Genomic DNA, 23231 nt, shown 5'->3' with positions numbered 1-23231 from the left:
GAGCTACCTCATGCATCTGGCCCAGAAGGGCGAGGAGAAGGGCCTCAATCTGCGTAAGGACCTGTACCTGGAAGTGGCCTTCGTCACCGGCGAAAAATTCTCCGAGAAGCTGCGCTCCACCCTTGAAAAGAAGTTCGACCTGATCATGCGCCAGGGCTACGGCACCGCCGACGTGGGCTGCATCGGCTACGAATGCTTCCACAAGAACGGCCTGCACATCGCCAACCGCGCCTATGTCGAAATCTGCCATCCGGACACGGGCATTCCCTTGAAAGACGGCGAGGTGGGCGAAATCGTGGTCACGGCCTTCAACAAGACCTATCCGCTCATTCGCCTGGCCACGGGCGACCTGTCCTACATCGACCGCGCCTCCTGCCCCTGCGGACGGACCTCTTCTCGCCTGGCTGGCATCCTGGGGCGGGTTGACAACACCGTCAAAGTCAAGGGCCAGTTCATCTACGAGGTCCAGGCGGCTCGGGTCATGGCCATGTTTCCCATTATCCAAGATTGGCAGATCGTGGTTGGCAACGAGAATGGTCGAGAGGTTTTGGCCGTGCATCTGGCCGTTACAGGCGATCTCGATGTCGGCAGGTTTGTTTCCGAGTTCCAGAGCACATTGAAGATCCGTCCCGCGGTTTCCGTGGAGGGCCCTAGCCCGAAGGCCTTGCCCTTTCCGGGCCAAGGCCGGATCGTTGACCGCCGCAGTTTTTCCTGAGTTCGATCCCTTCTCCTTCGGGTCTGAGCCCCTCCAATTCTTTTGTGCAGATATTTTTCGTAACTTGCACATATTTTTCTTTTTTGTGCATTTTTAAGCACAATTATATGCACATGATTTTCTCTAAAAAATCAGAACATACTGTTTTTATTTGGTATAAAATTTTGGCATACCAAATGCTATAAGTCAGACACGTTTGACGCCACAACATTCAACACGGAGGATGAATCGCAATGAAAATATGCAATCACAGGGTACACGGTCTGACAATGTTTCTGGTCCTGCTCATGGCCGGAACGGCAATGGCATGGGGGCCCAAGTTCGAGGGTCGGGGTGACTGCCTGGGAAAGGGCGTTCGTGAGAATTGTATCCTGAACACTTTGTCCGAAGACATGAAGATCGAAGCCGAAACGCTCATGAACGAGCATATGAAAGAGCGATTCGTGCTACGCCAGGATCTTGAGGCGAGGCGGGCCGAACTGGCCGGTTTGATGGTTGATCCGGTGGCCAATCAGGAGACCATTCAGGACAATCTCAAAAAGACCGCTGAGATCAGGTCCCAGTTGGATCAAAACCGGGTCGCATTCCAGACCGAGGTCTTCAAGATGACCGGCAAGAGCTGCGTCATGGACGGGTGCGGATGCGGTCAGGGTCCCCGGTATGGACGAGGGGATTTCCGAGATAAGGGGCAGGGCCGCAAGATGGCCAAGGCCGAACGAGGGGGTTCCCCTCAGTTCGAACGATAGGGGCAATCGGCCTATACCAAAGGCCGTCTCGATAGATGGAACCACACCCACATAAACCTTTAACCTTCATCAGTACCTCCTTTGGAAAGCTACTCACAGCGATGAACGGGCACGGAAGCATTGGGCTTCCGTGCCCGTTCGCATTTGAGCGGGTTTCGGGTAGGATGGTTTTCCGGCCAGGACGTTCGAGATTCTTTCGGAGGTGACTATGGAAGTTCGACTGCCGCAACGAGGGGCGCAGACCATTCGATTGGTCAGTCTGGTCCTGGTCTGTCTGGGCCTTGGCCTATCCCTGTTGACCTGGAATCATCTTCGGCATCAGTCCGAGGTCCTTCGAGAAAATCTACTGGTGGCCTCCAGGGCGGTGATGCGGGGGATTGAGGGCAATCTGGTCAGGGCCATGGGCGGTCAAGAGAGTTGCCTTCAGCAGTTTTCCACCAGGTCATACGGGCCGACTCTCCGGGTTCTTCTCCAGGAGATCGTAGCGGAGAATGATGTCCGGTTCGTGGCCGTATTTAATCCCAAGGGCAACGTCCTGGTTTCGTCTCTTGAGAACACCGAGGGCATTCTTTCCGCGATTTCCTCGGCGGCCTGGCCCAAGGTGATCGAGGAAGGGGAGTGGTACGGAGAGCTGTCGGTGGACGGACGGACGGTTTTCGTCCTGACCAAGTCGGTGCTGCGGCCCTTGCCACGATTCTTCTCGGCCCCGAGGCGTCATTTTGGTGAAGGGTCGGCTCCCGAACAGGGCGGTCGGGGGAGGGTCGACAGGGGGCGGATCGAGTCCCTGTTCAGTTTTGAACCGACCATTCTGGCCGTGGGCTTCGACCTGGAACGGCATTTTGAACTGCTCGCCCAACATCGACAGACCCTGATCGCCCAGACGGCCTACATCCTTCTTCTTTTCGCCTTCATCTGGATCCTGGGAGCGGCCCTGATCCGTCGCCGGAATCAAAGCGAGCGGTTACGGATCCTGGAACACTTCCAGTCCCGTCTCCTAGACAATCTTCCCCTTGGTGTCTGTACCGTGGACGGCGACGGGACCATTTCCGGAGCCAACAGGGCCTGTAATGAACTGCTTGACTGTCCGGACGGGATTCTTGGACTCAGCCTGGATAATTTTTCTGAAATTCCGAGGCCAAAGGACGGCCGACCGGAGTGGGTTGAAATCCAGGCCCGGGATAGGATTTTGGAGGTCCTCAGCTTGTCTCTTGCCGGCGGTTCGAATCAGTTCCTAGTGGTCATTCGGGACCGGACGGCCCAGAAACGCCTGGAGACAGATCTTCACCGGGCCGAGCGACTTGCGGCCATCGGTCGCATGGCCGCCAGCATGGCCCACGAGATTCGCAACCCCCTGTCTTCTCTGCGAGGCTTTGCCCAGTTTCTGGGCGGAAGACTCGACGGACGCGAGCCCGAGGCGACCTACGCCAGGACCATGGTCCAGGAGGCCGATCGCCTGAATCGGGTGGTCACGGACCTCCTCTATTTGGCCAACCCGAGAAAGCCGGCTAGGAATTCGTTTCGGCTTGGGGACGTGATGTCGGAATTGCATGCCCTTCTGGCCATCGATCTTCAGAATTCCGGAGTCCGATTGGATGACCGGACCGGGGACGAGGTCCTGGTGGCCGACCGGGATCTGGTCAAACAGGCTTTGCTCAACGTGCTGATGAACGCCTTGTCCGCGGTGGAACCGGATGCTGGAGTGGTCGAGGTCACGACCCGCAGGGGGGATGAAGGGGTTTTCGTGGAGGTTCATGACAACGGCAGCGGCATGAACGAGGAGGAGCGGCAGAGGGCCTTGGAGCCGTTCTACACCACCCGTTCCAAGGGGACGGGGCTGGGGCTGGCCATTGTCCAACAGATCATGGCTGAGCATGGGGGACGAATCGATATTTGCTCGGCCTCTGGGCAGGGCTGCACCGTCAAGTTGTGGTTCCCGGATCCGACGGATCGATGAAATCGGGTGGCTATGTTCAGCAAAAAAGGGAGACGAAATGGACAAGGTGTTGATCATTGACGACGAGGCAGGCCTGCGCCTCATGCTCCGGGCCGTGCTGGAAGACGTCGGCTACCGGGTGGACGACGCCTCTGACGGAGAGAAAGGCCTGGCCAGCTTCGAGGCCGGGGAATACGGGGTCGTGCTCCTGGACATGCGCATGCCGGGCATGGACGGGATGGAGGTTCTGCGTCGGATACTGCACTCGGCTCCGAACCAGCCAGTGGTCATGCTGACGGCTTTTGGGACCGTTGGCTCGGCTGTGGAGGCCATGAAGTCCGGAGCCTTCGACTATCTGACCAAGCCGGCGGACAACGAGGAACTGAAGGCCGTGGTGGCCAAAGCCTGTGAACACGGACGGCTTCGGAGAGAGAACGCGGACCTCCGCAAACGCCTGGGCGGAGGCCGGGCCATCATCGGCCAGAGCAGGACCATGGCCAGGGTTCTCGATCTGTTGGATCAGGCCGGACCGACGGAGGTCACGGTCTTGGTGACCGGGGAGTCGGGAACGGGCAAGGAATTGGTGGCCGAGGCACTGCATTCCAGAAGTGCCCGGAAGAACATGCCCCTGATCAAGGTCAATTGCGCGGCCCTGCCGTCTGATCTCCTGGAAAGCGAATTGTTCGGGTATCGGAAGGGGGCCTTCACCGGAGCCGTGCAGGACAAGCCGGGACGGTTCCAGTTGGCCTCGGGGGGAACGCTTTTTCTGGACGAGATCGGGGAAATGCCCGTGGCCCTGCAGGCCAAGATCCTTCGTGCCCTGCAGGAACGGGTGGTGGAGCCTTTAGGTTCGGTCCGGGCCGAGGAGGTTGACGTCAGGCTGGTCGCGGCCACCAACCGGGATCTCCAGACCGAAGTGGCGGCCGGAAGGTTTCGGGAGGATCTCTACTACCGGCTGAACGTCCTGGAGATTCACATGCCTCCGCTGAAGGATCGCCAAGGAGACATTCCCCTCCTGGTGGAATTCTTGATCCGCAAACTCGGGGAGAAGAACCGCAAAAGCATCCGATCGGCCAGCCCGGCCTTTTTGGAGGCCTTGGAGCGGTATAGCTGGCCGGGCAATGTCCGGGAACTGGAGAACACCCTGGAGCGGGCCATCATCCTCTCCCGGGCCGACGTTCTGGAGCCCAGGGACCTTCCCGCCCATGTTTTCGAGCCCCGGACCTCGGAGTCTTCGGCCGATCCGGACTTGTCCCCTGGGTCAACGGTCCAAAGCGAGACCCCGTTGGACAGGGCCGAACGCGAAGCCCTGGTCAGAACCCTGGCCAAACACGGGGGACACAGGGAACAGACCGCCCGGGCCTTGGGCATCAGTCGCCGTACCCTCCAGTACAAGATTCGCAAGTTTGGACTGAAGACCCGGAGGGGATAGAGGATCGGGACGAACTCAGATGAAGTCCTCCAGGGCCTTGCGCCTGCGCACATGTCCCCTGATCCGGCGCAGGGCCTTAGCCTCGATCTGCCGGATCCGTTCCCTGGTGACGTTGAAGAGCTTGCCGACCTCCTCCAGAGTGTGATCGGACTTCTCACCGATGCCGAAACGCTTGCGCAGAACCTGTTCCTCTCGGGGGGTCAGTTCGGACAGAACCAGGGCAATCTGTTCCGAGAGCTTGGAGTTGATGGCCTCTTCGGCCGGAGCCGGAGCCTTCTTGTCCTCGATGAAGTCGCCCAGAGTCGAATCCTCCTCGTCGCCGATAGGGGTCTCCAGGGAGATGGGCTCCTTGGCGATCTTCATGACCTTGCGCACCTTGTCCAGGGGGTAGTCCATGCGCTCGGCGATTTCCTCGGGGGTGGGGTCCCGGCCCAACTCCTGGACTAGGTAGCGGGAGGTGCGGATCAGTTTGTTGATGGTCTCGATCATGTGGACCGGAACCCGGATGGTCCTGGCCTGGTCGGCCACGGCCCGGGTGATGGCCTGCCGGATCCACCACGTGGCGTAGGTCGAGAACTTGTAGCCCCGCTGGTACTCGAACTTGTCCACGGCCTTCATGAGCCCGATGTTTCCCTCCTGGACCAGATCCAGGAATTGGAGGCCGCGGTTGGTGTACTTCTTGGCGATGGAGACCACCAAGCGGAGGTTGGCCCGGATGAGTTCCTGCTTGGCGTTCAGAGTGTCCCGGTTGCCCTTGCGGATGCGCCAGAGAATCTCCTCCAGGTCGTCCACGTTGTGCTTGCATCTTTCCTCAAGGCATCTCAGGCTGTCCCGTTTGCCGTAGATCATTTCCTTGAAGGAGAAGAGCTCCTCCATGGTCACCTTCAGGCTGTCGGCGGCGGCCACGGGTCCGATTTCCCGGCGGTCCACCTGCTCGAAGAGGTCGAAGATCTCCTCGGCCGGCTTGCCGAAGCTTAAAAGATGGGCATGGAGGTCCCGGCGGTTGTTGTGCATCTGGCGGACGTAGTCGGCCACGGTCTCGATGACCCGGTCGATGAGGGTCTTTTCGAGTTTGATGTCCCTCAGACATTGAACGATCTCGTCCTTGTATTCAAGAATCCGTTTCTGGATGCCATATACACGGCGATCCAAACGGGCGCATTCGTCCAGGAGGGAGTAGACGGCCGCCCGTTTCCTAAAGATGTGGCGGATGTCGTCCAGAAGCTTGATGACCCGCTCCCGCTGGTTGAGTTCGTCGGCAGGGTCGTCCTCTTCGATGGTCTTGACCACCTCCTTGAGGCGGATGCGGTTTTCTTTCAGATCCTCGCCCACGGCGATAATCTCTTCGACGGCTACCGGAATTTCCACCAGGGAGTAGAGAACCTCCAGTTCCCCGGCCTCGATCTTCTTGGCGATGTAGACCTCGCCGTCACGGTCCAGCAGCCCCACGGCGCCCATTTCTCGAAGATACATGCGGACCGGATCGACGTTGGGAGAACGATATTCCCGAGGGCTGTCATCCTCGGTCAGTTCGAGTTCCGGCTCTTCGGCCTCGTCCTCGACGTCCACCAGGATGTCCTTGTCCAGACTGTCGTCCAACAGCTCAATGTTCATTTGGTCGAGGGCGACGTGGATCTCGCGCATCCACTCGGGCGAGAGAGCCTCGGGTGGAAGAAATTTACGGAGATCGTCCAGGGAGAGGAACCCCTTTTGCTGGCCGAGGGAAATGAGGGACTGGAAAGCCTGCATCTCCTTGATGGTGTTCATTTTGGCTCCTGGGGTAGTGTGATGGCCGTTTTGTTCGGGTGGCCAGGTGAACGAATTTTCGAAACGGTGTTCTCTGTGCATATGGCTCGGGGTTCAGGGTTGTGGGTAGCCTTCGGGATTTCCGGACTGCCAGCGCCAGACATCTCGGCACATCTCGTCGATATTTCGGTGGGCCTTCCAGCCCAGTTCGCGCTTGGCCCGGGAGGGATCGGCAAAGCATTGGGCCACGTCACCGGGGCGTCTCGGGGACATCCGGTAGGGAATGGTTCGCCCCGAGGCCCGCTCGAAGGCCCGGACAAGTTCCAAAACGCTCGTTCCCCGGCCGGTGCCGAGGTTGTAGACGTCCAGCCCTGGACCGAATCCGGCCCGAGTCAGGGCCCGGACATGGCCGGCCGCCAGGTCCATGACGTGGATGTAGTCACGGATCCCGGTGCCGTCGGGGGTCGGCCAGTCGTCTCCAAAGATCGAGAGTCGGTCCAGGCGTCCGGTGGCGACCTGGGCCACATAGGGGCAGAGGTTGTTGGGAATCCCCTGGGGATCCTCGCCGATCTGGCCGCTTTCATGAGCTCCGATGGGGTTGAAGTAGCGGAGGATGACAACGCGCCAGCCCTGGACGGGCTGGATGTCGGCCAGGACGTGTTCGATGGCCAATTTGGTACGACCGTAGGGGTTGGTCGGGTCCACCGGGGCCTCTTCTGGAATGGGCACCCGGTTCGGATCCCCGTAGACTGTGGCCGAAGAGCTGAAGATCACGGTCTTGACCCCGTGTGCTATCATGGACCGACAGAGGTTGAAGGTCCCACCGACGTTGTTTTCATAGTAGCGAAGAGGTTCGCTTACCGATTCGCCCACGGCCTTCAGTCCGGCGAAATGGATGACTGCATCCGGAGCTTCCCGGGCCATGATCTCGTCCAGGGCCGGGGCGTTGGTCATGTCCACCCTGTGAAGGGGTATGTCCCGCTGAACAATGCGCTCAACCCGGACCACAGCCTCGGCCTTGGCATTGACTAGGTTGTCGAGGACCACCACCCTGTGCCCGGCCTGGACGAGTTCGACGCAGGTATGGCTTCCAATGTATCCCGCTCCGCCAGTGACCAGGACTTTCATCGACTCATTTTGGGCCATGGTCGATCCTTTATCTTTAGATTTCATAGTATTGGCGCAGCGACGAAGACCGGTTCGGGTGGCGAAGCTTGCGCAGGGCCTTGGCCTCGATTTGCCGGATCCTTTCCCTGGTGACGTTGAAGAGCTTGCCGACCTCCTCCAGAGTGTGATCGGACTTTTCACCGATGCCGAAGCGTTTGCGCAGGACCTGCTCCTCGCGGGGGGTCAGTTCAGACAGAACCTGGGCGATGTGCTCGGAAAGCTTGGTGTTAACGACTTCCTCGGCCGGGGCCACGGCCTTTTTGTCCTCGATGAAGTCGCCCAGGCTGGAGTCCTCCTCGTCGCCGATGGGGGTTTCCAGGGAGATGGGCTCCTTGGCGATCTTCATGACCCGCTTGACCTTGTCCACAGGATAGTCCATGCGCTCGGCAATTTCCTCCGGAGAGGGATCGCGGCCAAGTTCCTGGACCAGATACCGGGAGGTGCGGATGAGCTTGTTGATGGTCTCGATCATGTGGACCGGGATGCGTATGGTCCGGGCCTGGTCGGCGATGGCCCGGGTGATGGCCTGCCGGATCCACCACGTGGCGTAGGTCGAGAACTTGTAGCCGCGCTGGTATTCGAATTTGTCCACGGCTTTCATGAGCCCGATGTTTCCCTCCTGGATGAGGTCCAGAAACTGGAGCCCGCGGTTGGTATACTTCTTGGCGATGGAGACCACCAGGCGTAGGTTGGCCCGGATGAGTTCCTGCTTGGCGTTCAGGGCGTCGTGATTGCCTTTCTTGATTCTCCACAGGATTTCTTCCAGGTCCTCGACCCGATGCATGCATCTATCTTCTAGACGTTGGAGGATCTCCTTCTTGCCGTAGACCATCTCCTTGAAGGAGAAGAGTTCCTCGACAGTCATCTTCAGAACGTCGGCGGCGACTACGGGATTGACCTCCCTCCGATCCAGTCGTTCGAACAGGTCGAATATTTCCTCCTTGGCCCGTCCAAAGGTCATGAGATAGGCAGAAAGGTCCCTCCGGCAGTTGTGCATCTGGCGGACGTAGTCGGCCACGGTATCGATGATTCGGTCGATGAGGGTTTTTTCTAGCTTGATATCCCTCAGACAGCGGACCACATCCTCCTTGAATTCGATGATCTTCATCTGAAGCCCAAAGACCCGCCGGTCGGTCCTGGCGCATTCGTCGAACTTGGCGTAGACAGCCTTGCGCTTCTTGTAGATGTGGCGAATCTCCTCCAGGAACTTGATGACCCGTTCCCTCTGGTTCATCTCCTCTTCGGTCGGGTCGTCCTCTTCAATGGTCTTGACCACGTCTTTTAGTTTGATGCGGCTGTTCTTGAGATCCTCGCCGACGTCGATAAGCTCCTCCACGGCCACCGGCACCTCGACCAGTGCGTAGAGGACTTCGAGCTCTCCGGCCTCGATCTTTTTGGCGATGAAGACCTCTCCCTCACGATCCAGAAGTCCGACAGCGCCCATTTCTCGAAGGTACATACGGACTGGATCGGCGCTCCGGGCCGGATAGTCCGGGGAGTCGACACTTTCGGCAAGCTCCAGCGCGGCGTCCTCGACTTCGCTCTCGACCTCGCAGTCCTCGTCGTCCTCCTCGCCAAGGAGGGGCTTGGCGGGCTTCTCGTCGATGATGGTGATATTGAGCTGGTCGAGCATGGAGATGATGTCTTCGATCTGCTCAGGATTGTTCACCTCGGAAGGAAGGCCCTTGTTTAACTCCTCGAAGGTCAGAAACCCCTTTTTCTGACCCTCGGTGATCAGGGCCTTGATGATTTGAACATCCTTGATAGCGCTCATCCTTTCTCCCTGTGGCCTGACGGATTCCCCGGAACGAATCCGTAAATGAATACTGTCCGGATCGTCGGCTATCCGACCTGATCCGGAGTTGATTTTTCCTTGGCTTCCTGGATTTGGGCCAGGAGCCGGTTGATCTCGGAGACATTCCCGGATCGCTCGGCGCTCGACAGGGCCAGCTTGAGCATTTCCAGCTTGCGCCGCCAGAACATGCAGCGTAAAAATGCTCGGATAGCCTCCATTTCACGAGCCGATGACTCGGTGTCCTGGTCATCTGGACCGGGGGCCGTCGTGCAGGCGTAGAAGAATTCCCGTTCACCCTCGTCGAGATGGGGAACCACCTCCGTTGGACCGTGAACGACAAGCTTGTCCCAGAAGATCCGTCCTCGGTCGGTGACCAGACCGGCATCCATGCCTTCGGCAGCCAGTTCCTCCAAGAAGTTTCCATGCCGAAGGCAAAAGCTGAGCAGATGGCGGTCCCGCTGGGCCGGAGTCTGGGAAGCCAGGAAAGAGGCCTTGACCGCCGGGGCATTTAGACGGGTGTCGACTCGTTCGCCCAGAGCCTGTCGGAGTTCCTGCTCGGACAGGCCAAGGCCTGATGCCAGTCGAGGCAGATAAAAGGCCTTGAGCTCAACCCTGGACAGTCCACGGACGAAGGATACGGCCCAGTTCATCAGTTCCCCGGGATTGACGGTTCCCCGGACCGAGTCCAGGCAGAACTTGAAGCCATCCTTCATTTCCTTCCTGAGAGCCTCGAAGCCACTTGGGCCACGCTTGCCAAGAAGACTGTCGGCGTCTTCGCCGTTCGGCAGGCAAAGGATCATGCAGTCGAGGCCATGGGCAAGGATTATCTGCGCTCCGCGAAGAGCGGCCTGCTGTCCGGCCCGGTCGGCGTCGAAGACCAGTTCGATCCGTTTGGCCAATCCCGTTAGGCGGCGGACCTGCAATTCGGTCAGGGCCGTTCCGAGAACACCGCAGGAATTGGTGAATCCATGTTGATGCAAGGAGATGACGTCCAGATAGCCTTCGGTGATCAGGGCCGTACGGGACCGAACAATTTCCGGCCGGGCCTGATAGAGGCCGTAGAGGTGATCGCCCTTGGTATAGATGGCCGAATCGCTGCTGTTGATGTATTTGGGCCCGTCCTCGGCCATGGTTCGTCCACCGAAGGCCAAAATTCTTCCCGACAGATCGTGAATGGGAAACATGATCCTGTTTCTGAACCGGTCGTAGACCCTCCCCCGCTCGCTGGCAGCCATGAGCCCGGCCTTGTGGCAGGCCTGCTCGGCGAATCCCTTGCCCTTAAGACAGGTAAGCAAGGACTGCCACTCGTCAAGGGCGTAGCCGATGCCGAATCGGTCTCGGCTGTCCTGGGAGACCCCTCTCGAGTCCAGGTATTTCCTGGCCCTGTCCCCGGCCCTGGAGGCCAGGCACGATCGAAAATGCTTCTGGGCCTCGGAGTGCATGTCAAGAAAAGCCTGTTTTTCTCCGATCTTCCGGCGTTCCTTTGGTCCGGTCTCCTTCAGGACGACACCGGCCTCCCGGGCCAATTGCTCCACGGCCTCCAGGAAATCGAGACCGTTGATTTCCTGGAAGAAACGGATGACATCCCCCGAGGCTTGGCAACCGAAACAATAGTAGAGATCGGGATCGTTGGACACGGAGAACGACGGCTTGGTCTCGGCGTGAAACGGGCAGGGCCCTGTCCAGCGGGATCCCGCGCGTCTGAGGTTCACGTACCGGCCGACGACGTCGACGATGTTGAGTCGCGACTTGATGGTTTCGATGTCCTGGGCGTCAAAAGCTGACATGCCTGTGTTGCCCTCCAGCCGGGGACATTATTTCAGAGCGACCAGGGTCACCCCGTCCCCGCCGTGTTCGGGCTGGGCCAGGGTGAAATCCAGAACCGAGGCCTGCCGGCGAAGAAAGTCGTGAACTGCCTGTCGGAGGACACCGGTACCCTTGCCATGGATGATTTCTACCGAGTGGCGACCATCGAGAATGGCCCGATCGAGATATCTGGCCAGCAAATCCACCCCTTCCTCGATCCGCAGGCCCCTGAGGTCGAGACGCATGGATGCGGGTTCATCCCTGTTTCGGGCGATGAAAGGTTTCGAATCGATCGTGGTCCGCGATTCCGGGCCGGGTCCGATCTCGGCCAGGCCGGCCCACAGGGAAATACCCCCGAGATCAATGCGAACCTGGGCCTTCTTGGGGTCAATCTCTCGGACCAGGGCCTCTTTGGCCCAGGGACGGTAGAAGACGGCTTCATCGGCCCGCAGTTTTGATAGGTCGACCTTCTGAGGCCCGTCCGGAAGCCGATCTCGAAGTTTCGCCTCGGTCTCGTTTCGAAGTCGACCCAGCTCGGACATGGCCTGCCGCCGTCCGATGCGGTCCTGTCTCCATTGACGGACGATTTCCCTGGCCTGTTCGCGGATGGCCGTAAGCGTTTCCACGCGTTCCAGTTCCAGGGTTTGGAGCCGCTTGGCGTACTTGTCTTCCAAGGCCTGTCGGCGGCTGGCCAGGGATTCGAGTTCCCGTTCCCGCTCCAGAGCGAGTCGGTTAAGACGGTCGGTGATGGCACCGGTGTCGGAGCCGTCCAGATAGAGATACTCCCTGGCCCGGGCCAGGATGGCCTCAGGGAGGCCCTGCTCATGGGCGACATCAAGAGCCTGGCTGGATCCGATCTGGTCGTAGGCCAGGCGGAAGAGCGGATGCTTTGTCTTGGGGTCGAACAGGACCGAGGCGGCCCTGACCCGGTCTCGGGTCAAACCGTAGGCCTTGAGGGCCGGAAAATGGGTGGCCACGGCGATCCAGGCGTTTTTTCCCAGAAGTTCGTCCACGACGGCCTGGGCCAGGGCGGCTCCCTGGCTGGGGTCCGTGCCGACACCGAATTCGTCCATGATGACCAGGGTCCCCTGGTCGATGGATGGCCAGCGCGAAGTCAGCTGTCGGATCTGAGCGGTAAAGGTGCTCAGATTGTCTTCGATGCTCTGTTCGTCGCCCATGGAGATGAAGATGTCCGAAAGCAGGGGCAGGGTGCTGCCCTCTCTGACCGGTACGGGCAGGGCCGAATGGGACATGAGGGCCACCAGCCCGAGGCATTTTAGGGTGACGGTCTTGCCTCCGGCATTTCCTCCGCTGACGATAAGAGCCCTCTGCCCGGGTTCGAGGTGAATATCGACCGGAATAGGAGGCTTGTCCCCCAGGGCCAACAACGGGTGTCTGGCCTCGGCTAGGAGGAGGGGGGCGTCCTGGTCCGGGAGCAGGACCGTCCCGTTCAGAGACCCGCCGAAACGGGTCTTGGCTAGCAGGACGTCCAGTTCGACCATGAATTGGAAAAGTCTCTCCAGCCTTTCGGCATCCTGGCGAGCCAGAGAAGTCAGGTACAGAAGAACCTTCTGGATTTCCTCCTTCTCTTCCCTTTTGTGTCCCTGCATGGTGTTGTTCAGTTCAACCAGGAACATGGGCTCCAGGTAGCAGGTTTCGCCGGTCTGGGAGTAGTCGTGAATGATGCCTTTGATCCGTCCCTTGAAATTGGCCTTGAGCGCCAAAACGTAGCGATCGTCAGAAATGGTCAGGAATTCGTCCTGGAGAAGAGCGGATACGTCTTGGTGGTCGAAGAAATCCTGCACTTTTTTGGTGCATTGACGGTGGATTCGGGCCATGGCCTGACGGACGGACTGCAGACCGGGAGACGCCTCGTCCCTGACCAGGCCGTCGTCGCTCAGGCAGCGGCCGAGGGCCGAAGCCAGTTTGGCGGGCCAGAGTTCGTCCTGGTCGCTGACATGAAGATCGGGAAATCGATTGGAAGGCAATTCGGCCATAGCCGTCAGGGCCGGACGGACATTCTTGATAAACACCCTGACTCCCCAAAGATCGTCCAGGTCAAGGAACTCGAGGCCGGGTCTGCCCAGGGAAAAGATCAAGCCTTGGAGGTCCGGGAACGAGGAAAGAGAAAACAAGGACTCTCGTTTCCAGTCCATGGCCTGCCGAAGCCTTTTGGTTTCTCTGGCAAGGGCTCCAGGAGTGGTCAGGGGGCTGATGGTAAGGCATCGCTCTCGTCCGGCCTCGGAAACGGTATGTGCGCCAAGACGCTCAAGGATCTTTGGGAATTCAAGAAGTTTTTTGGTCCTTGCGTCCATGGCGGAGCCGCCTGCGTCAGCGAGTGGCGGGTTGGCGGGGAGGGTATCCGATAGGTGGGGGCTGGACTGGAAGATGCCGGACATGGTGACGAGAGGCTCCTTCAGGCGTCGGATGCTTTTCGGTGATGCGGCCTTGATCCAAACGGAGTCGGGCCGAAAAGCAAAGAAAAGTCGGGCCGGTCTGGTGTTAACGGCCGGCTTGGGCCTGGAGGCAGGCCTTGACCATGTCGCTGGCTTCTTGGCCGCCGACACGGTCGCCGCATCGGTCAAGAACGGCTCGCATGACCTTGCCCATGTCCGCCATGGAGCAGGCGCCAAGTTCGGCCACGCAGGCCTGGACCAGTGTTTTGAGTTCCGAAGACGAGAGGGTCGGAGGCAGGTAGGCTTCGAGTACGGCGAGTTCTCTCCGCTCCTGGTCAGCCATTTCCGTTCGTCCAGCGTTGTCGAAGTGTTCAGCGGATTCTAATCGTTGTTTGCACTGTTTGCGGACAACGGTGAGAACCTCCGCCTCGTGGGGCGTTCGTCTCAGTTCGACCTGAAGATTCTTTATAGCTGCCTTGAGCATGCGCAAGGCAGCTATCTTGTCGGTTTCTTTGGCCTTATAGGCCTGCACATAGTCAGATTCAATCCTTTCGGCAACGCCCATAGCTATGACATCTGCAATTTGCGCATTTTTTTGATCAATCGTTTACGAGCAGCCGCTTCTTTCTTTTTTTTCTGAATACTGGGCTTTTCGTAGTGCTGACGTTTCTTGAGTTCGGACAGAATTCCGGCCTTTTCGACCTGCTTCTTGAATTTTCGGAGAGAGTAGTCGAAGGTGTCATTGTCTCCCAAAATCACTCCAGGCAATACCATCACCTCCTCAAATAGGAACTTCGCAAAAAAGAATCGAATTTAATAGGCTGACCAAAGGAAATTGTCAAGAAAAAAAGAGGCCTGATTTTTGAATAACAGGCCTCTTTTCGAGTCGAATGCTCAATGGTGGGATGTTTGATCCTTGCGAGCGTCAGCGGCCGTGTCCATGAGGGTCTGGAAAACGACCACTCCCATACCAGAGCCGATGATGAGAATCACGAGATACAAAACCCCGAAAAAAATGGCGTGATCTGGTGCCCACCAGGGAATATCCTGCGGCAACATGCTTTGCACGGTTTCGCCGTGAATCATGAGGACCTCCGGGGCAATTATTTGACAGCGTCTTTCAGAACTTTACCAGGTCGGAATTTGACAACCTTGCAGGCCGGGATGTTGAGTTCCTCTCCGGTCCTGGGATTGCGGCCGGTGCGGGCTTTACGCTCATCGACGGCAAAGGTGCCGAACCCGGTTAAGGTCAATTTTCCTTCGCTCGACAAGACGCCCTGAACAGATTCAAGAAAAGCGTTCAGGCATCTTTCGGCCTCGGCCTTGGTAACATTGGCCTTTTCCGCAATTTTGGCAACCAAGTCTGCTTTTGTCATCGGTCATGTCCTCCTTCTGCTTGAATATCCCTGGAAAACCAGAACCAGCCACTACCCACACATCATGAGGAAGGCTGCTACCCAGCGCCATTCCATGGGCTCACCTCATGGTGTCTTAGGCGAATCCTCCGAATCTGTCCAGTGCACCGCCGGGGAATTTGTCCGCCGGGAGTGAACGTCTTTTCGGAAACGGACGGTGTCAGCTTACAGGTCTGATGAAGAACTAAATTTCAGAGGACAAGTCAAGGGCAATTCGCACCCGATGTCGACCTTGTATCGAAATTCAGTCATCTGTTCGAAAATTTCCTGAATTTTGTCCTAGAACCTCAGGGCCTCCAGCAGGGACTGAAACTGTCCGCTGGAGAGGCATTCCGGACGGATTGAGGGGCTAATGCCCTGGGCCTCGAACCAAGCGGCCACGTGTTCACGCGGCTCGGATTTTAAAATGGTTCCCATTTGCTTGCGTCTGAGGCTGAAGATCCTTCGGAGCAGTTGGCCAAGCGCTTTGGTATCTCCTTGGAACCGGTCGGGTTTCGGAGTCAAGGCGATGACCGCTGAATCGACCTTGGGTCTGGGCAAAAAGGAACCTGGCCGAACCGAGAACAGGAGGGCCGGGATGGTGAAGCTCTGGACCCAGGCCGAGAGGGCTCCGAAGGTTTTGGGCCCTGGATTGGAGCAGATCCGTTCAGCAACCTCCTTCTGGACCATGAAAATTCCTTTGGACATGTCTGGAACCCTGCTGACCATTTCCCAGATAAGGGGAGATGCAACATTGTAGGGGAGATTGCCGATAATTTTGATTCCAGGAATTGCCGAGGTTTTCTCCCAGCAGAAATCTAGGGCATCAATGTTGGCGAACGCAGCGTCCGGATGATTTTCAGCCATGCTACGGGCCAGATGGCCATCTTTTTCAAGCCCGAGATAGAAGCCCGGCCGAGGGAGAAGGTGACGAGTCAGGGCCCCCGTGCCGGGACCTATCTCCAGAACCGGGTCTTCCGGACGAGCGTCAAGGGCCTGGACGATTCTTCGGGCGATGGTCTGGTCTTGAAGGAAATGTTGCCCGAGGCATTTTTTGGCCTGGATCATGGCCGGGGCCTTTGTCGAAGTCGTTCCATGCGCCTTTTGGCCTTTCGGATGAGAAAGCTCCGAATGGCCTTGAAGGCCAGGAAGTAGGTGATCACCGCACTGGGAATGCCGACCAGAAAGCCGCCGACGAACATGGTCAAAAAAAGACTCCAGCCATGGCGGAGCATGTCGGTCATGGACACTGCCGTGGGATCGAGCCTTCCGCCTGGGCTGGGAACGATCAACGACCCGACCTTGAAGAATAGGTAGTAGAGAAAGACCATGTTGGCCGGATTTGAGACCCAGGTCCCCAAGGCGGCCGCGATTTTGCTACATCGACAAAAAAAAGCCAAGGCCAGGGCGAGGACGGTCTGAAAGGGCACGACGGGGAGACATCCGACAAAGACCCCGACGGCAAGGCCCAGGGCGATGGACTCGGGCGGGGCCTTGATACGGATGATCCGCAGATACCCGTATCGTACCCAGCGCCGAATCCGATCCCAGAATGAAAAACCCGGGGAGGGCATGCGTCTGTTCGCTTCAGTTGGTGATCAATGTGACGTAGGGCGATGGCGTCGACGGGTCACTGAGCCGTTGGCCTGCCGTCTTCTCTGAGCAGACGAAGCGAAAAGAGAGGCGGAGCCTCCCGGGTACAGAACAGGGTTTCAGGGGTGGTGTCGACCAACGCCTCGCACAAAACTTGATCCATGTTTTTGACCGGGACTATGGTCAGACCCTTCTTGACGCTTTCAGGGACCTCCTTGAGGTCTCGCTCGTTCTCGGCCGGGATGAGAACCTTTGAGACGAGCCCCCGTCTGGCGGCCAGAAGTTTTTCCCGCAGGCCTCCAATAGGCAGGACCCGTCCCCTAAGGGTGATTTCGCCGGTCATGGCCAGATCGTTGCGGACCGGTCGGGCCAGCAGGGCCGACACCAAGGAGGTACAGAGGGTGATGCCGGCCGAAGGTCCGTCCTTGGGGGTGGCACCCTCGGGCACGTGGATGTGGACGTCGATCTCTTTGTAGAATTCGAGTTTGAGCCCCAGAATTTCGGCTCTTGAGCGGACATAGCTCAGGGCCGCCTTGGCGCTCTCCTGCATGACTTCGCCGAGTTTGCCGGTGATCTCGATCTTTCCCGATCCGGGCATCAGGGCCACCTCGACGAGAAGAAGTTCGCCTCCCGTTTGCGTGTAGGCCAGGCCTGTGGCAACCCCGATCTGAGGGGCGGCTTCCCTCTCGCCGTATCGGAATTTGGGTACGCCCAGAAAGCCGGTCAACCCGCTTTTGGGAATGTGAACCGTACGTTCAAAATCATTGGATTCGACCAATTTGCGGGCCACCTTGCGGCAAATGGAGGCCAGTTCCCGTTCGAGGTTTCTGACCCCGGATTCCCGGGTGTAGCAGCGGATGATCTCCTGAACCGCTTTCGGCGATAGGGAGATGTTTTCGGGTTTGAGTCCGTGTTCCCGGATTTGTTTCGGGATCAGAAAGTTCTGGGCGATCTTCATTTTTTCGGTTTCAAGGTAGCCGGGAAGAGTGATGATTTCCATGCGGTCCTGCAACGGCAGGGGGATCCCGTGGAGGCTGTTGGCCGTGGTGATGAAGAAGACCCGGGACAAATCGTAGTCCAGGTCCAGGTAGTGATCGCCGAAAGCCTTGTTCTGCTCTGGATCCAAGACTTCCAATAGCGCCGAGGAGGGGTCGCCCCGGAAGTCCGTGCTCATTTTGTCCACTTCGTCCAGGCAGAAGACGGGATTGTTGAAATGAACTCTCTTGAGGGACTGGATAATCTTGCCGGGCAGGGCTCCGACGTAGGTCCTTCTGTGGCCCCGGATTTCGGCCTCGTCCCGGACCCCTCCCAGGGAAAGGCGGACGAATTCGCGGCCTGCACCTCGGGCAATGGATTTGGCGAGGGATGTTTTGCCGACTCCAGGGGGGCCGACAAAGCAGAGGATTGGGCCGCGCATCTTGGTGACCAGATTCTGAACGGCCAGGTACTCGAGAATACGCTCCTTTGGTTTTTCCAGGCCATAGTGGTCCTCGTCGAGTCTTTTGGCGGCCTCGGCGATGTCGATGGCCGTTTCGTCGACCTCGTTCCATGGTAGAGCCAGAATCCATTCGACGTAGGTCAGCAAAACGGAGTAGTCACCAGCCTGGGGAGAAATCTGGCGGAGTTTCCGGATTTCCTGGAGACCTTTTTCCCGGGCCTGGTCGGGAAGATTTTTCTCCTTCATGCGGGCTTCCAGTGCGTCCAGTTCGGCCTTGGGATCGGTTTCCCGGCCCATTTCCTTCTGAATGGCCTTGATCTGTTCGCCGAGGAAATACTCTTTGTGGTTTCGCTCCATCTGCTTCTTGACCCTGGCCTTGATCTTCTTCTCCAGATTGAAGATGTCGATTTCCTGCTGGAGAAAGCCATAGACGAGTTCCAGGCGTTTCAAAGGGGAGATGACCTCGAGGATCTCCTGTTTTTTGTCGAATCCGATTTTGAGATGGGGAGCCACAGCGTCGGCCAAACGCCCTGGGGCTCCAATAGAGGACATGGCCAGGGAGCTCTCCTGGGAGAGCTTGGGGTTTATCTTGGTGTATCGGCCGAGGGTTTCGTGAACTCCTCTGATCAATGCCTCGGCCTCGGAGGATGATGGCGGCTCGTGCTCATCGATGAGCTTTGCCCGAGCCAGGATCACGTCGGCCTGGGACGAAGGGAGCCAGGAAACAGTGGCCCTGCCGAGGCCCTCGAAGAGGACCTTGATGGTTCCGTCCGGAAGGCGGAGCATCTGGAGGATCTTGCTGAGGACGCCGACCTCGAAGAGCTCTTCCGGTGCCGGCGACTCAGCGTTTGGGTTCTGTTGGGTTACCAGAAAGATGGTCTTGTCGTAGCCGGCCAGGGAGGCTTCGATGGCTTGGATGGAGGCCTTGCGTCCGACAAAGAGAGGGACAATGGCCCCAGGGAACATAACCACTTCCCTCAGAAACATTGCCGGAACGATTCGGCCTTGAAAACCCTTGCGGGTCGAGGGCCTTGATTCTGCAGACATGTACGGGCCTCCTCGAATATGGTTCCGTCGGCCGTCCGGCCTCAGGCCGATCGGGCTTGCTGGTGGAAGAACAGGATGGGCTCCAGTTTCTTTTCGACCACGGCCCGGTTGACGACGCATTCCTTGACACCTGTCATGGACGGCAGTTTGTACATGATCGAAAGCATGACGCTTTCCAAGACATTGCGCAGACCACGGGCTCCGGTCTTGCGCTGGATGGCCTGTTCGGCAACGGCCTTGAGGGCGTTCTGGGTAAACTTGAGGCGGACGTTGTCCAGCTCGAACATCTTTTGATACTGCTTGATCAGGGCGTTCTTGGGTTCCAGGAGGATACGGATCAGATCGTTCTCGTCCAGTTCGTTCAGGGCCGAAACCACCGAAATGCGGCCGATGAACTCGGGGATGAGTCCGAAGCGGATGAGGTCGTTGGGATGGACCTGGGCGAGAATCTCGTCGGTCCGCATTTCGGAACTCGTCCCGACCTTGGAGTCGAAGCCCATGGTGCTACCCTGCATCCTGGATTTGATGATGTTTTCCAGACCGATGAATGCCCCTCCGACGATGAAGAGGATATTGGTGGTGTCCAGACGGATGAATTCTTGCTGGGGGTGCTTTCGCCCACCCTTGGGCGGAATGTTGGCCTCGGTGCCCTCGATGATCTTCAGAAGGGCCTGCTGGACTCCTTCGCCGGAAACGTCCCTGGTGATGGACGGCCCGTCGGCCTTCCGGGCGATCTTGTCGATTTCGTCCACGTAGACGATGCCTTTGGACGCTGCGTTCAAGTCGTAGTCTGCGTTCTGAACGAGCTGGACGAGGATATTCTCAACGTCCTCGCCGACGTAGCCGGCCTCGGTCAGGGTCGTGGCATCGGCGATGGCGAAGGGCACCTTGAGAACCCTGGCCAGAGTCCTGGCCAGAAGAGTCTTGCCACTTCCGGTGGGGCCAACGAGAAGGATGTTGCTCTTGTCCAGTTCGACATCGTCCTGACCACCGCTGCCGCTGTAGCGGATGCGCTTGTAGTGGTTGTAGACGGCGACGGACAAAACCTTCTTGGCTTCTTCCTGGCCGATAACGTATTCATCCAAGGCAGTCTTGATCTCCTGGGGCGTGGGCATGGCCTCGGGATCGACGGCCTCTTTTTCGTTATCTTGGCGAATGATTTCCTCGCAGAGGCGGATGCACTCGTTGCATATGTAGACGTTGGGGCCGGCCACGAGTCGCTGGACCTCATCTTGTATCTTGCCGCAGAAAGAACAGGCCAGGTCGCGGGTGTACTTGCCTTTTTTGGTTGCCATGGTGTCGTCGTCTCCGGACTGGTGTTGATATCTTTTGGAAATGTGGTGTTAGTCCCCTGAGATTTCCTTGCGGGAGGTCAGGACTCTGTCGATGATACCGTACTCCTTGGCCTTGTCCGCTCCCATGTAGTAGTCGCGGTCCGTGTCCTGTTCGACCTTGGCCAGTTCCATGCCTGTGTGATGGGCCAGAATCTCGTTCAGACGTGATTTCAGTCGAATGATCTCCCTGGCGTGGATGTCGATGTCTGTTGCCTGTCCCTGAAATCCGCCCATGGGTTGGTGGATGAGAATTCTGCTGTTGGGCAGGGCGAACCGGGATCCGTTTTCCCCGGCCGCCAGGAGCAGAGCGGCCATGCTGGCCGCCTGCCCAAGGCAGAGGGTGGCCACCGGGGAAGAAATGTACTGCATGGTGTCGTAGATGGCCATACCTGCAGTAACCGAGCCACCAGGTGAGTTGATATACAGGTTGATCTGTTTTTCAGGATTTTCGGACTCCAGAAAGAGGAGCTGGGCGCAGATGAGGTTGGCCACGTGGTCGTCAACGGCCGTGCCCAGAAGAACGATGCGGTCCTTGAGGAGTCTCGAATAGATGTCGTAGACCCGTTCGCCGCGGCCGGTGGTTTCGATGACCGTGGGGATGGTGATGTAGGACATGGAAGTCTCCGGTGGATCGGCGAAAGATGCCGGTTGAATGTGCAGTGTCTTGTTGGCTGGCGGAAATGACCCATGACGGACGTGGAGGCTGGCTGGAGGATGTCGATCCCGAACTCCATGTTTGTAACCTAATACCGCGCAAGCCGGGAGGCAAACCGGATCCGGACCGTGCGGGACACGGAACCAGGCCGGATCCGGGCCGGAATCAGGCGTTTTCGGTCGAGGCGGCGGTCTCTTCCTGGCCAGCCTTTTCGTTATCCTTTGCCCTCGAAGCCGGGGGAACTCTGGTTACCTGGGCATTGGCGTAGACAAGGTCCATGGCCTTGTCCGCCAGGAGTTTGTCCTTGAGCGGGACGATCATGTTGTTGGCCTCGAGGTAGTCGCGCAGCGCGTTGTAGTCCTGCCCCATGGACATGGCCTGACGTCGGAGATGGCTTTCCACTTCCTGCGGCTGAACGGTCAGGTTTTCCTGTTTGGCGATGGCCAGGAGAACGAGCTGGGATTTGACCAGAGCTTCGGCTTCGGGCTTCAGTTCGGCCCGGATCTCCTCGGGGGATTTGCCGAGGGAGGCAAAGCTCTTGCCCTGACGCTCGAGCTTGTCCCGGGTCTCGTCGAGCTTGGCGTTGACATGGCCTTCCACTAAGGATTGCGGCAATTCAAAGTCGACCTGGGCCTTGATGGCGTCCAGAAGGGTCTTCTGCGCCACGCTCTTGCTCATATCCTTGCGGGCATTGGTATACGATTCGGAAATGGATTTGCGGAGTTGCTCAAGGCTTTCGAATCCTCCGGCCTTGCGCGCCAAGTCATCGCTGAGTTCGGGCAGGTTTTTTTCCTTGATGGCGTTCAGGGTGATTCGCATGGTCACGGTCTTGCCGGCCAAGGATTCCCCAACGAAGTCCTTGGGAAAAGTCAGGTCGGACTCCTTGGTCTGGCCCGGAAGCATTTCCATGACGACGGACTCGAATTCGGGCAGTGCCCCGCCTTGGCCAAGGCGCAGATCAAAGTTCTGGGCCCCAACCCCGGCGATGGGTTCGCCGTTTTCAAGCCCCTGAAAATCGATGGACACGATGTCTCCGGGTTTGGGATGCCGATCCACGCGGACAATGGAGGGTACGGCCACGTTGTCCCGGATACGGTCGATGACCGCGGAGATTTCGTCCTCGGAAACGGCGACCTCTTCCTCCTCAACGGCCAGGCCTCGGTACTCCGGAAGGCTGAATTCCGGGGCGACCTCGAAGGTGAACGAGTAGCTGAACTCCTCGTCCCGAACCAGTTTTCCTCCGTCTTCCATCTCAATACCGCCGAGAGGGAGGAGCTTTAGTTCGTTCATGATATCGTTGATATGAACATTGATCAGGTCGGTTGTCGCCTCATGGTAGATACGTTCCTGGAACCTAGACTCAATGAGCTTGCTCGGTACCTTGCCCTTGCGGAAGCCCTTGATGTCCGCATCCCGACGATACATGGCGATGGTCGCTCCGAGGGCCGCGTTGACCTCTTCCTTTGGCACGGTCACATTGACCTTGCGCTTCACAGGGGATAGTTCTTCATTGGCATAGTTCATGGCAGTCCTTGTCCTCCTTGCGTGAGGGGATGGTTTTCCAGGTCGTGTCGGGCTGGTGCGAGAGGAGAGACTCGAACTCTCACGGCTAGGCCGCTGGCTCCTAAGGCCAGTGCGTCTACCAATTCCGCCACTCTCGCCGCAGGCGAAACGATCTTTTTAGGTCAAGCCCTCGGTGGGTGTCAACTTGGCCTGAGCGGCCTTTTTCGGGCAAGTTCCACCTTTGTCAGGAGCAGATCATGCGTTTTTTTGCCCGGTTCCCATCAATGATTCACGTTGTTTTCTTGATGGTCCTCTTCGGAGCCTGTTGCCCAAAAGGTCCACTGCCGGATATCCCGGACGTGTTGAATTTGCCCCAGGATCCAGGGTATTATGCCCAGGGGCAGGATCTCGGAGAACGGATCGTGGATGAGACTGTTCAAGGCTTCTTGTCTTCGGACTTCATCCACAGATTTCTTGGTCCTTGGGCTGAAAACGCATCAATGGTCGGTCCCGAGAAGGTGTTTTGGGGAG

Annotated in this window: 19 protein-coding genes, 1 tRNA gene and 1 pseudogene; 5 read left to right on the top strand and 16 right to left on the bottom strand. The window is 58.2% G+C overall.

What is annotated here, in order from left to right:
* From EOM25_06215 to EOM25_06200, 4 genes and pseudogenes are all read left to right on the top strand, one after another.
* A pseudogene (locus EOM25_06215) lies at positions 1-529 on the top strand (phenylacetate--CoA ligase family protein).
* 419 nt (positions 530-948) lie between these two features.
* Positions 949-1461 (top strand): periplasmic heavy metal sensor, encoded by a 513-nt coding sequence (locus EOM25_06210; GenBank protein ID NCC24780.1) that lies wholly within the window; start codon positions 949-951, stop codon positions 1459-1461.
* A gap of 208 nt (positions 1462-1669) precedes the next feature.
* A complete protein-coding gene (locus EOM25_06205; protein ID NCC24779.1) occupies positions 1670-3415 on the top strand; it encodes a hypothetical protein in 1746 nt (581 codons plus the stop codon).
* A gap of 37 nt (positions 3416-3452) precedes the next feature.
* On the top strand, positions 3453-4826 hold the full coding sequence (locus EOM25_06200; protein NCC24778.1) for a sigma-54-dependent Fis family transcriptional regulator: 1374 nt from the start codon (positions 3453-3455) through the stop codon (positions 4824-4826).
* A gap of 15 nt (positions 4827-4841) precedes the next feature.
* On the opposite strand, the gene rpoD (EOM25_06195) is transcribed toward EOM25_06200, so the two are convergent.
* The 16 genes from rpoD (EOM25_06195) to EOM25_06120 form a co-directional block, all read right to left on the bottom strand.
* Positions 4842-6674, bottom strand: a complete 1833-nt coding sequence (gene rpoD, locus EOM25_06195) for an RNA polymerase sigma factor RpoD (protein NCC24777.1) — start codon at positions 6672-6674, stop codon at positions 4842-4844.
* Between the two features lie 12 nt (positions 6675-6686).
* Positions 6687-7700: a UDP-glucose 4-epimerase GalE gene (gene galE / locus EOM25_06190; protein NCC24776.1), complete on the bottom strand. Its 1014-nt coding sequence runs from the start codon at positions 7698-7700 to the stop codon at positions 6687-6689.
* 34 nt (positions 7701-7734) lie between these two features.
* Positions 7735-9513, bottom strand: a complete 1779-nt coding sequence (rpoD, locus tag EOM25_06185) for an RNA polymerase sigma factor RpoD (protein NCC24775.1) — start codon at positions 9511-9513, stop codon at positions 7735-7737.
* Between the two features lie 68 nt (positions 9514-9581).
* Complete coding sequence (dnaG, locus tag EOM25_06180; GenBank protein ID NCC24774.1) at positions 9582-11321, bottom strand: DNA primase; 1740 nt, start codon at positions 11319-11321, stop codon at positions 9582-9584.
* Between the two features lie 27 nt (positions 11322-11348).
* On the bottom strand, positions 11349-13655 hold the full coding sequence (locus EOM25_06175) for an endonuclease MutS2 (GenBank protein NCC24773.1): 2307 nt from the start codon (positions 13653-13655) through the stop codon (positions 11349-11351).
* A 187-nt stretch (positions 13656-13842) separates the two neighbouring features.
* Positions 13843-14301 carry a GatB/YqeY domain-containing protein gene (locus tag EOM25_06170; GenBank protein NCC24772.1) on the bottom strand — a complete coding sequence of 153 codons (459 nt, stop codon included), beginning with the start codon at positions 14299-14301 and terminating at the stop codon, positions 13843-13845.
* Positions 14302-14303: 2 nt separating this feature from the next.
* Positions 14304-14504, bottom strand: a complete 201-nt coding sequence (locus tag EOM25_06165) for a 30S ribosomal protein S21 (GenBank protein NCC24771.1) — start codon at positions 14502-14504, stop codon at positions 14304-14306.
* A 126-nt stretch (positions 14505-14630) separates the two neighbouring features.
* Positions 14631-14822, bottom strand: coding sequence for a hypothetical protein (locus tag EOM25_06160; GenBank protein ID NCC24770.1), 192 nt, complete (start codon positions 14820-14822; stop codon positions 14631-14633).
* Between the two features lie 17 nt (positions 14823-14839).
* Entirely contained in the window at positions 14840-15112 is a 273-nt protein-coding gene (locus EOM25_06155) for an HU family DNA-binding protein (GenBank protein NCC24769.1), read from the bottom strand.
* 318 nt (positions 15113-15430) lie between these two features.
* Positions 15431-16198: a ribosomal RNA small subunit methyltransferase A gene (rsmA, locus tag EOM25_06150; protein NCC24768.1), complete on the bottom strand. Its 768-nt coding sequence runs from the start codon at positions 16196-16198 to the stop codon at positions 15431-15433.
* The gene (locus EOM25_06145; protein ID NCC24767.1) at positions 16195-16704 is read right to left on the bottom strand and encodes a DUF2062 domain-containing protein; all 510 of its coding nucleotides are present in this window, start codon (positions 16702-16704) and stop codon (positions 16195-16197) included. Before EOM25_06145 ends, rsmA begins: the two co-directional genes overlap by 4 nt.
* Positions 16705-16760: 56 nt before the next feature.
* Entirely contained in the window at positions 16761-19208 is a 2448-nt protein-coding gene (lon, locus tag EOM25_06140; protein ID NCC24766.1) for an endopeptidase La, read from the bottom strand.
* A gap of 41 nt (positions 19209-19249) precedes the next feature.
* A complete protein-coding gene (gene clpX, locus EOM25_06135; protein ID NCC24765.1) occupies positions 19250-20503 on the bottom strand; it encodes an ATP-dependent Clp protease ATP-binding subunit ClpX in 1254 nt (417 codons plus the stop codon).
* Between the two features lie 48 nt (positions 20504-20551).
* Entirely contained in the window at positions 20552-21157 is a 606-nt protein-coding gene (gene clpP / locus EOM25_06130) for an ATP-dependent Clp endopeptidase proteolytic subunit ClpP (GenBank protein ID NCC24764.1), read from the bottom strand.
* Between the two features lie 205 nt (positions 21158-21362).
* Positions 21363-22721, bottom strand: a complete 1359-nt coding sequence (gene tig / locus EOM25_06125) for a trigger factor (protein NCC24763.1) — start codon at positions 22719-22721, stop codon at positions 21363-21365.
* Positions 22722-22774: 53 nt separating this feature from the next.
* Positions 22775-22858 (bottom strand) — tRNA-Leu (locus EOM25_06120).
* 99 nt (positions 22859-22957) lie between these two features.
* Here EOM25_06120 and EOM25_06115 point away from each other — a divergent pair.
* Positions 22958-23231, top strand: a 274-nt coding sequence (locus tag EOM25_06115) for a hypothetical protein (protein ID NCC24762.1), incomplete at its 3' end; no start/stop codon positions are given.

It is taken from the genome of Deltaproteobacteria bacterium, assembly GCA_009929795.1.
Taxonomy (GTDB): domain Bacteria; phylum Desulfobacterota; class Desulfovibrionia; order Desulfovibrionales; family Desulfomicrobiaceae; genus RZZR01.
The sequence above is the reverse complement of the archived record's forward strand: the minus strand, read 5'-3'. Positions and strand labels throughout refer to the sequence as shown.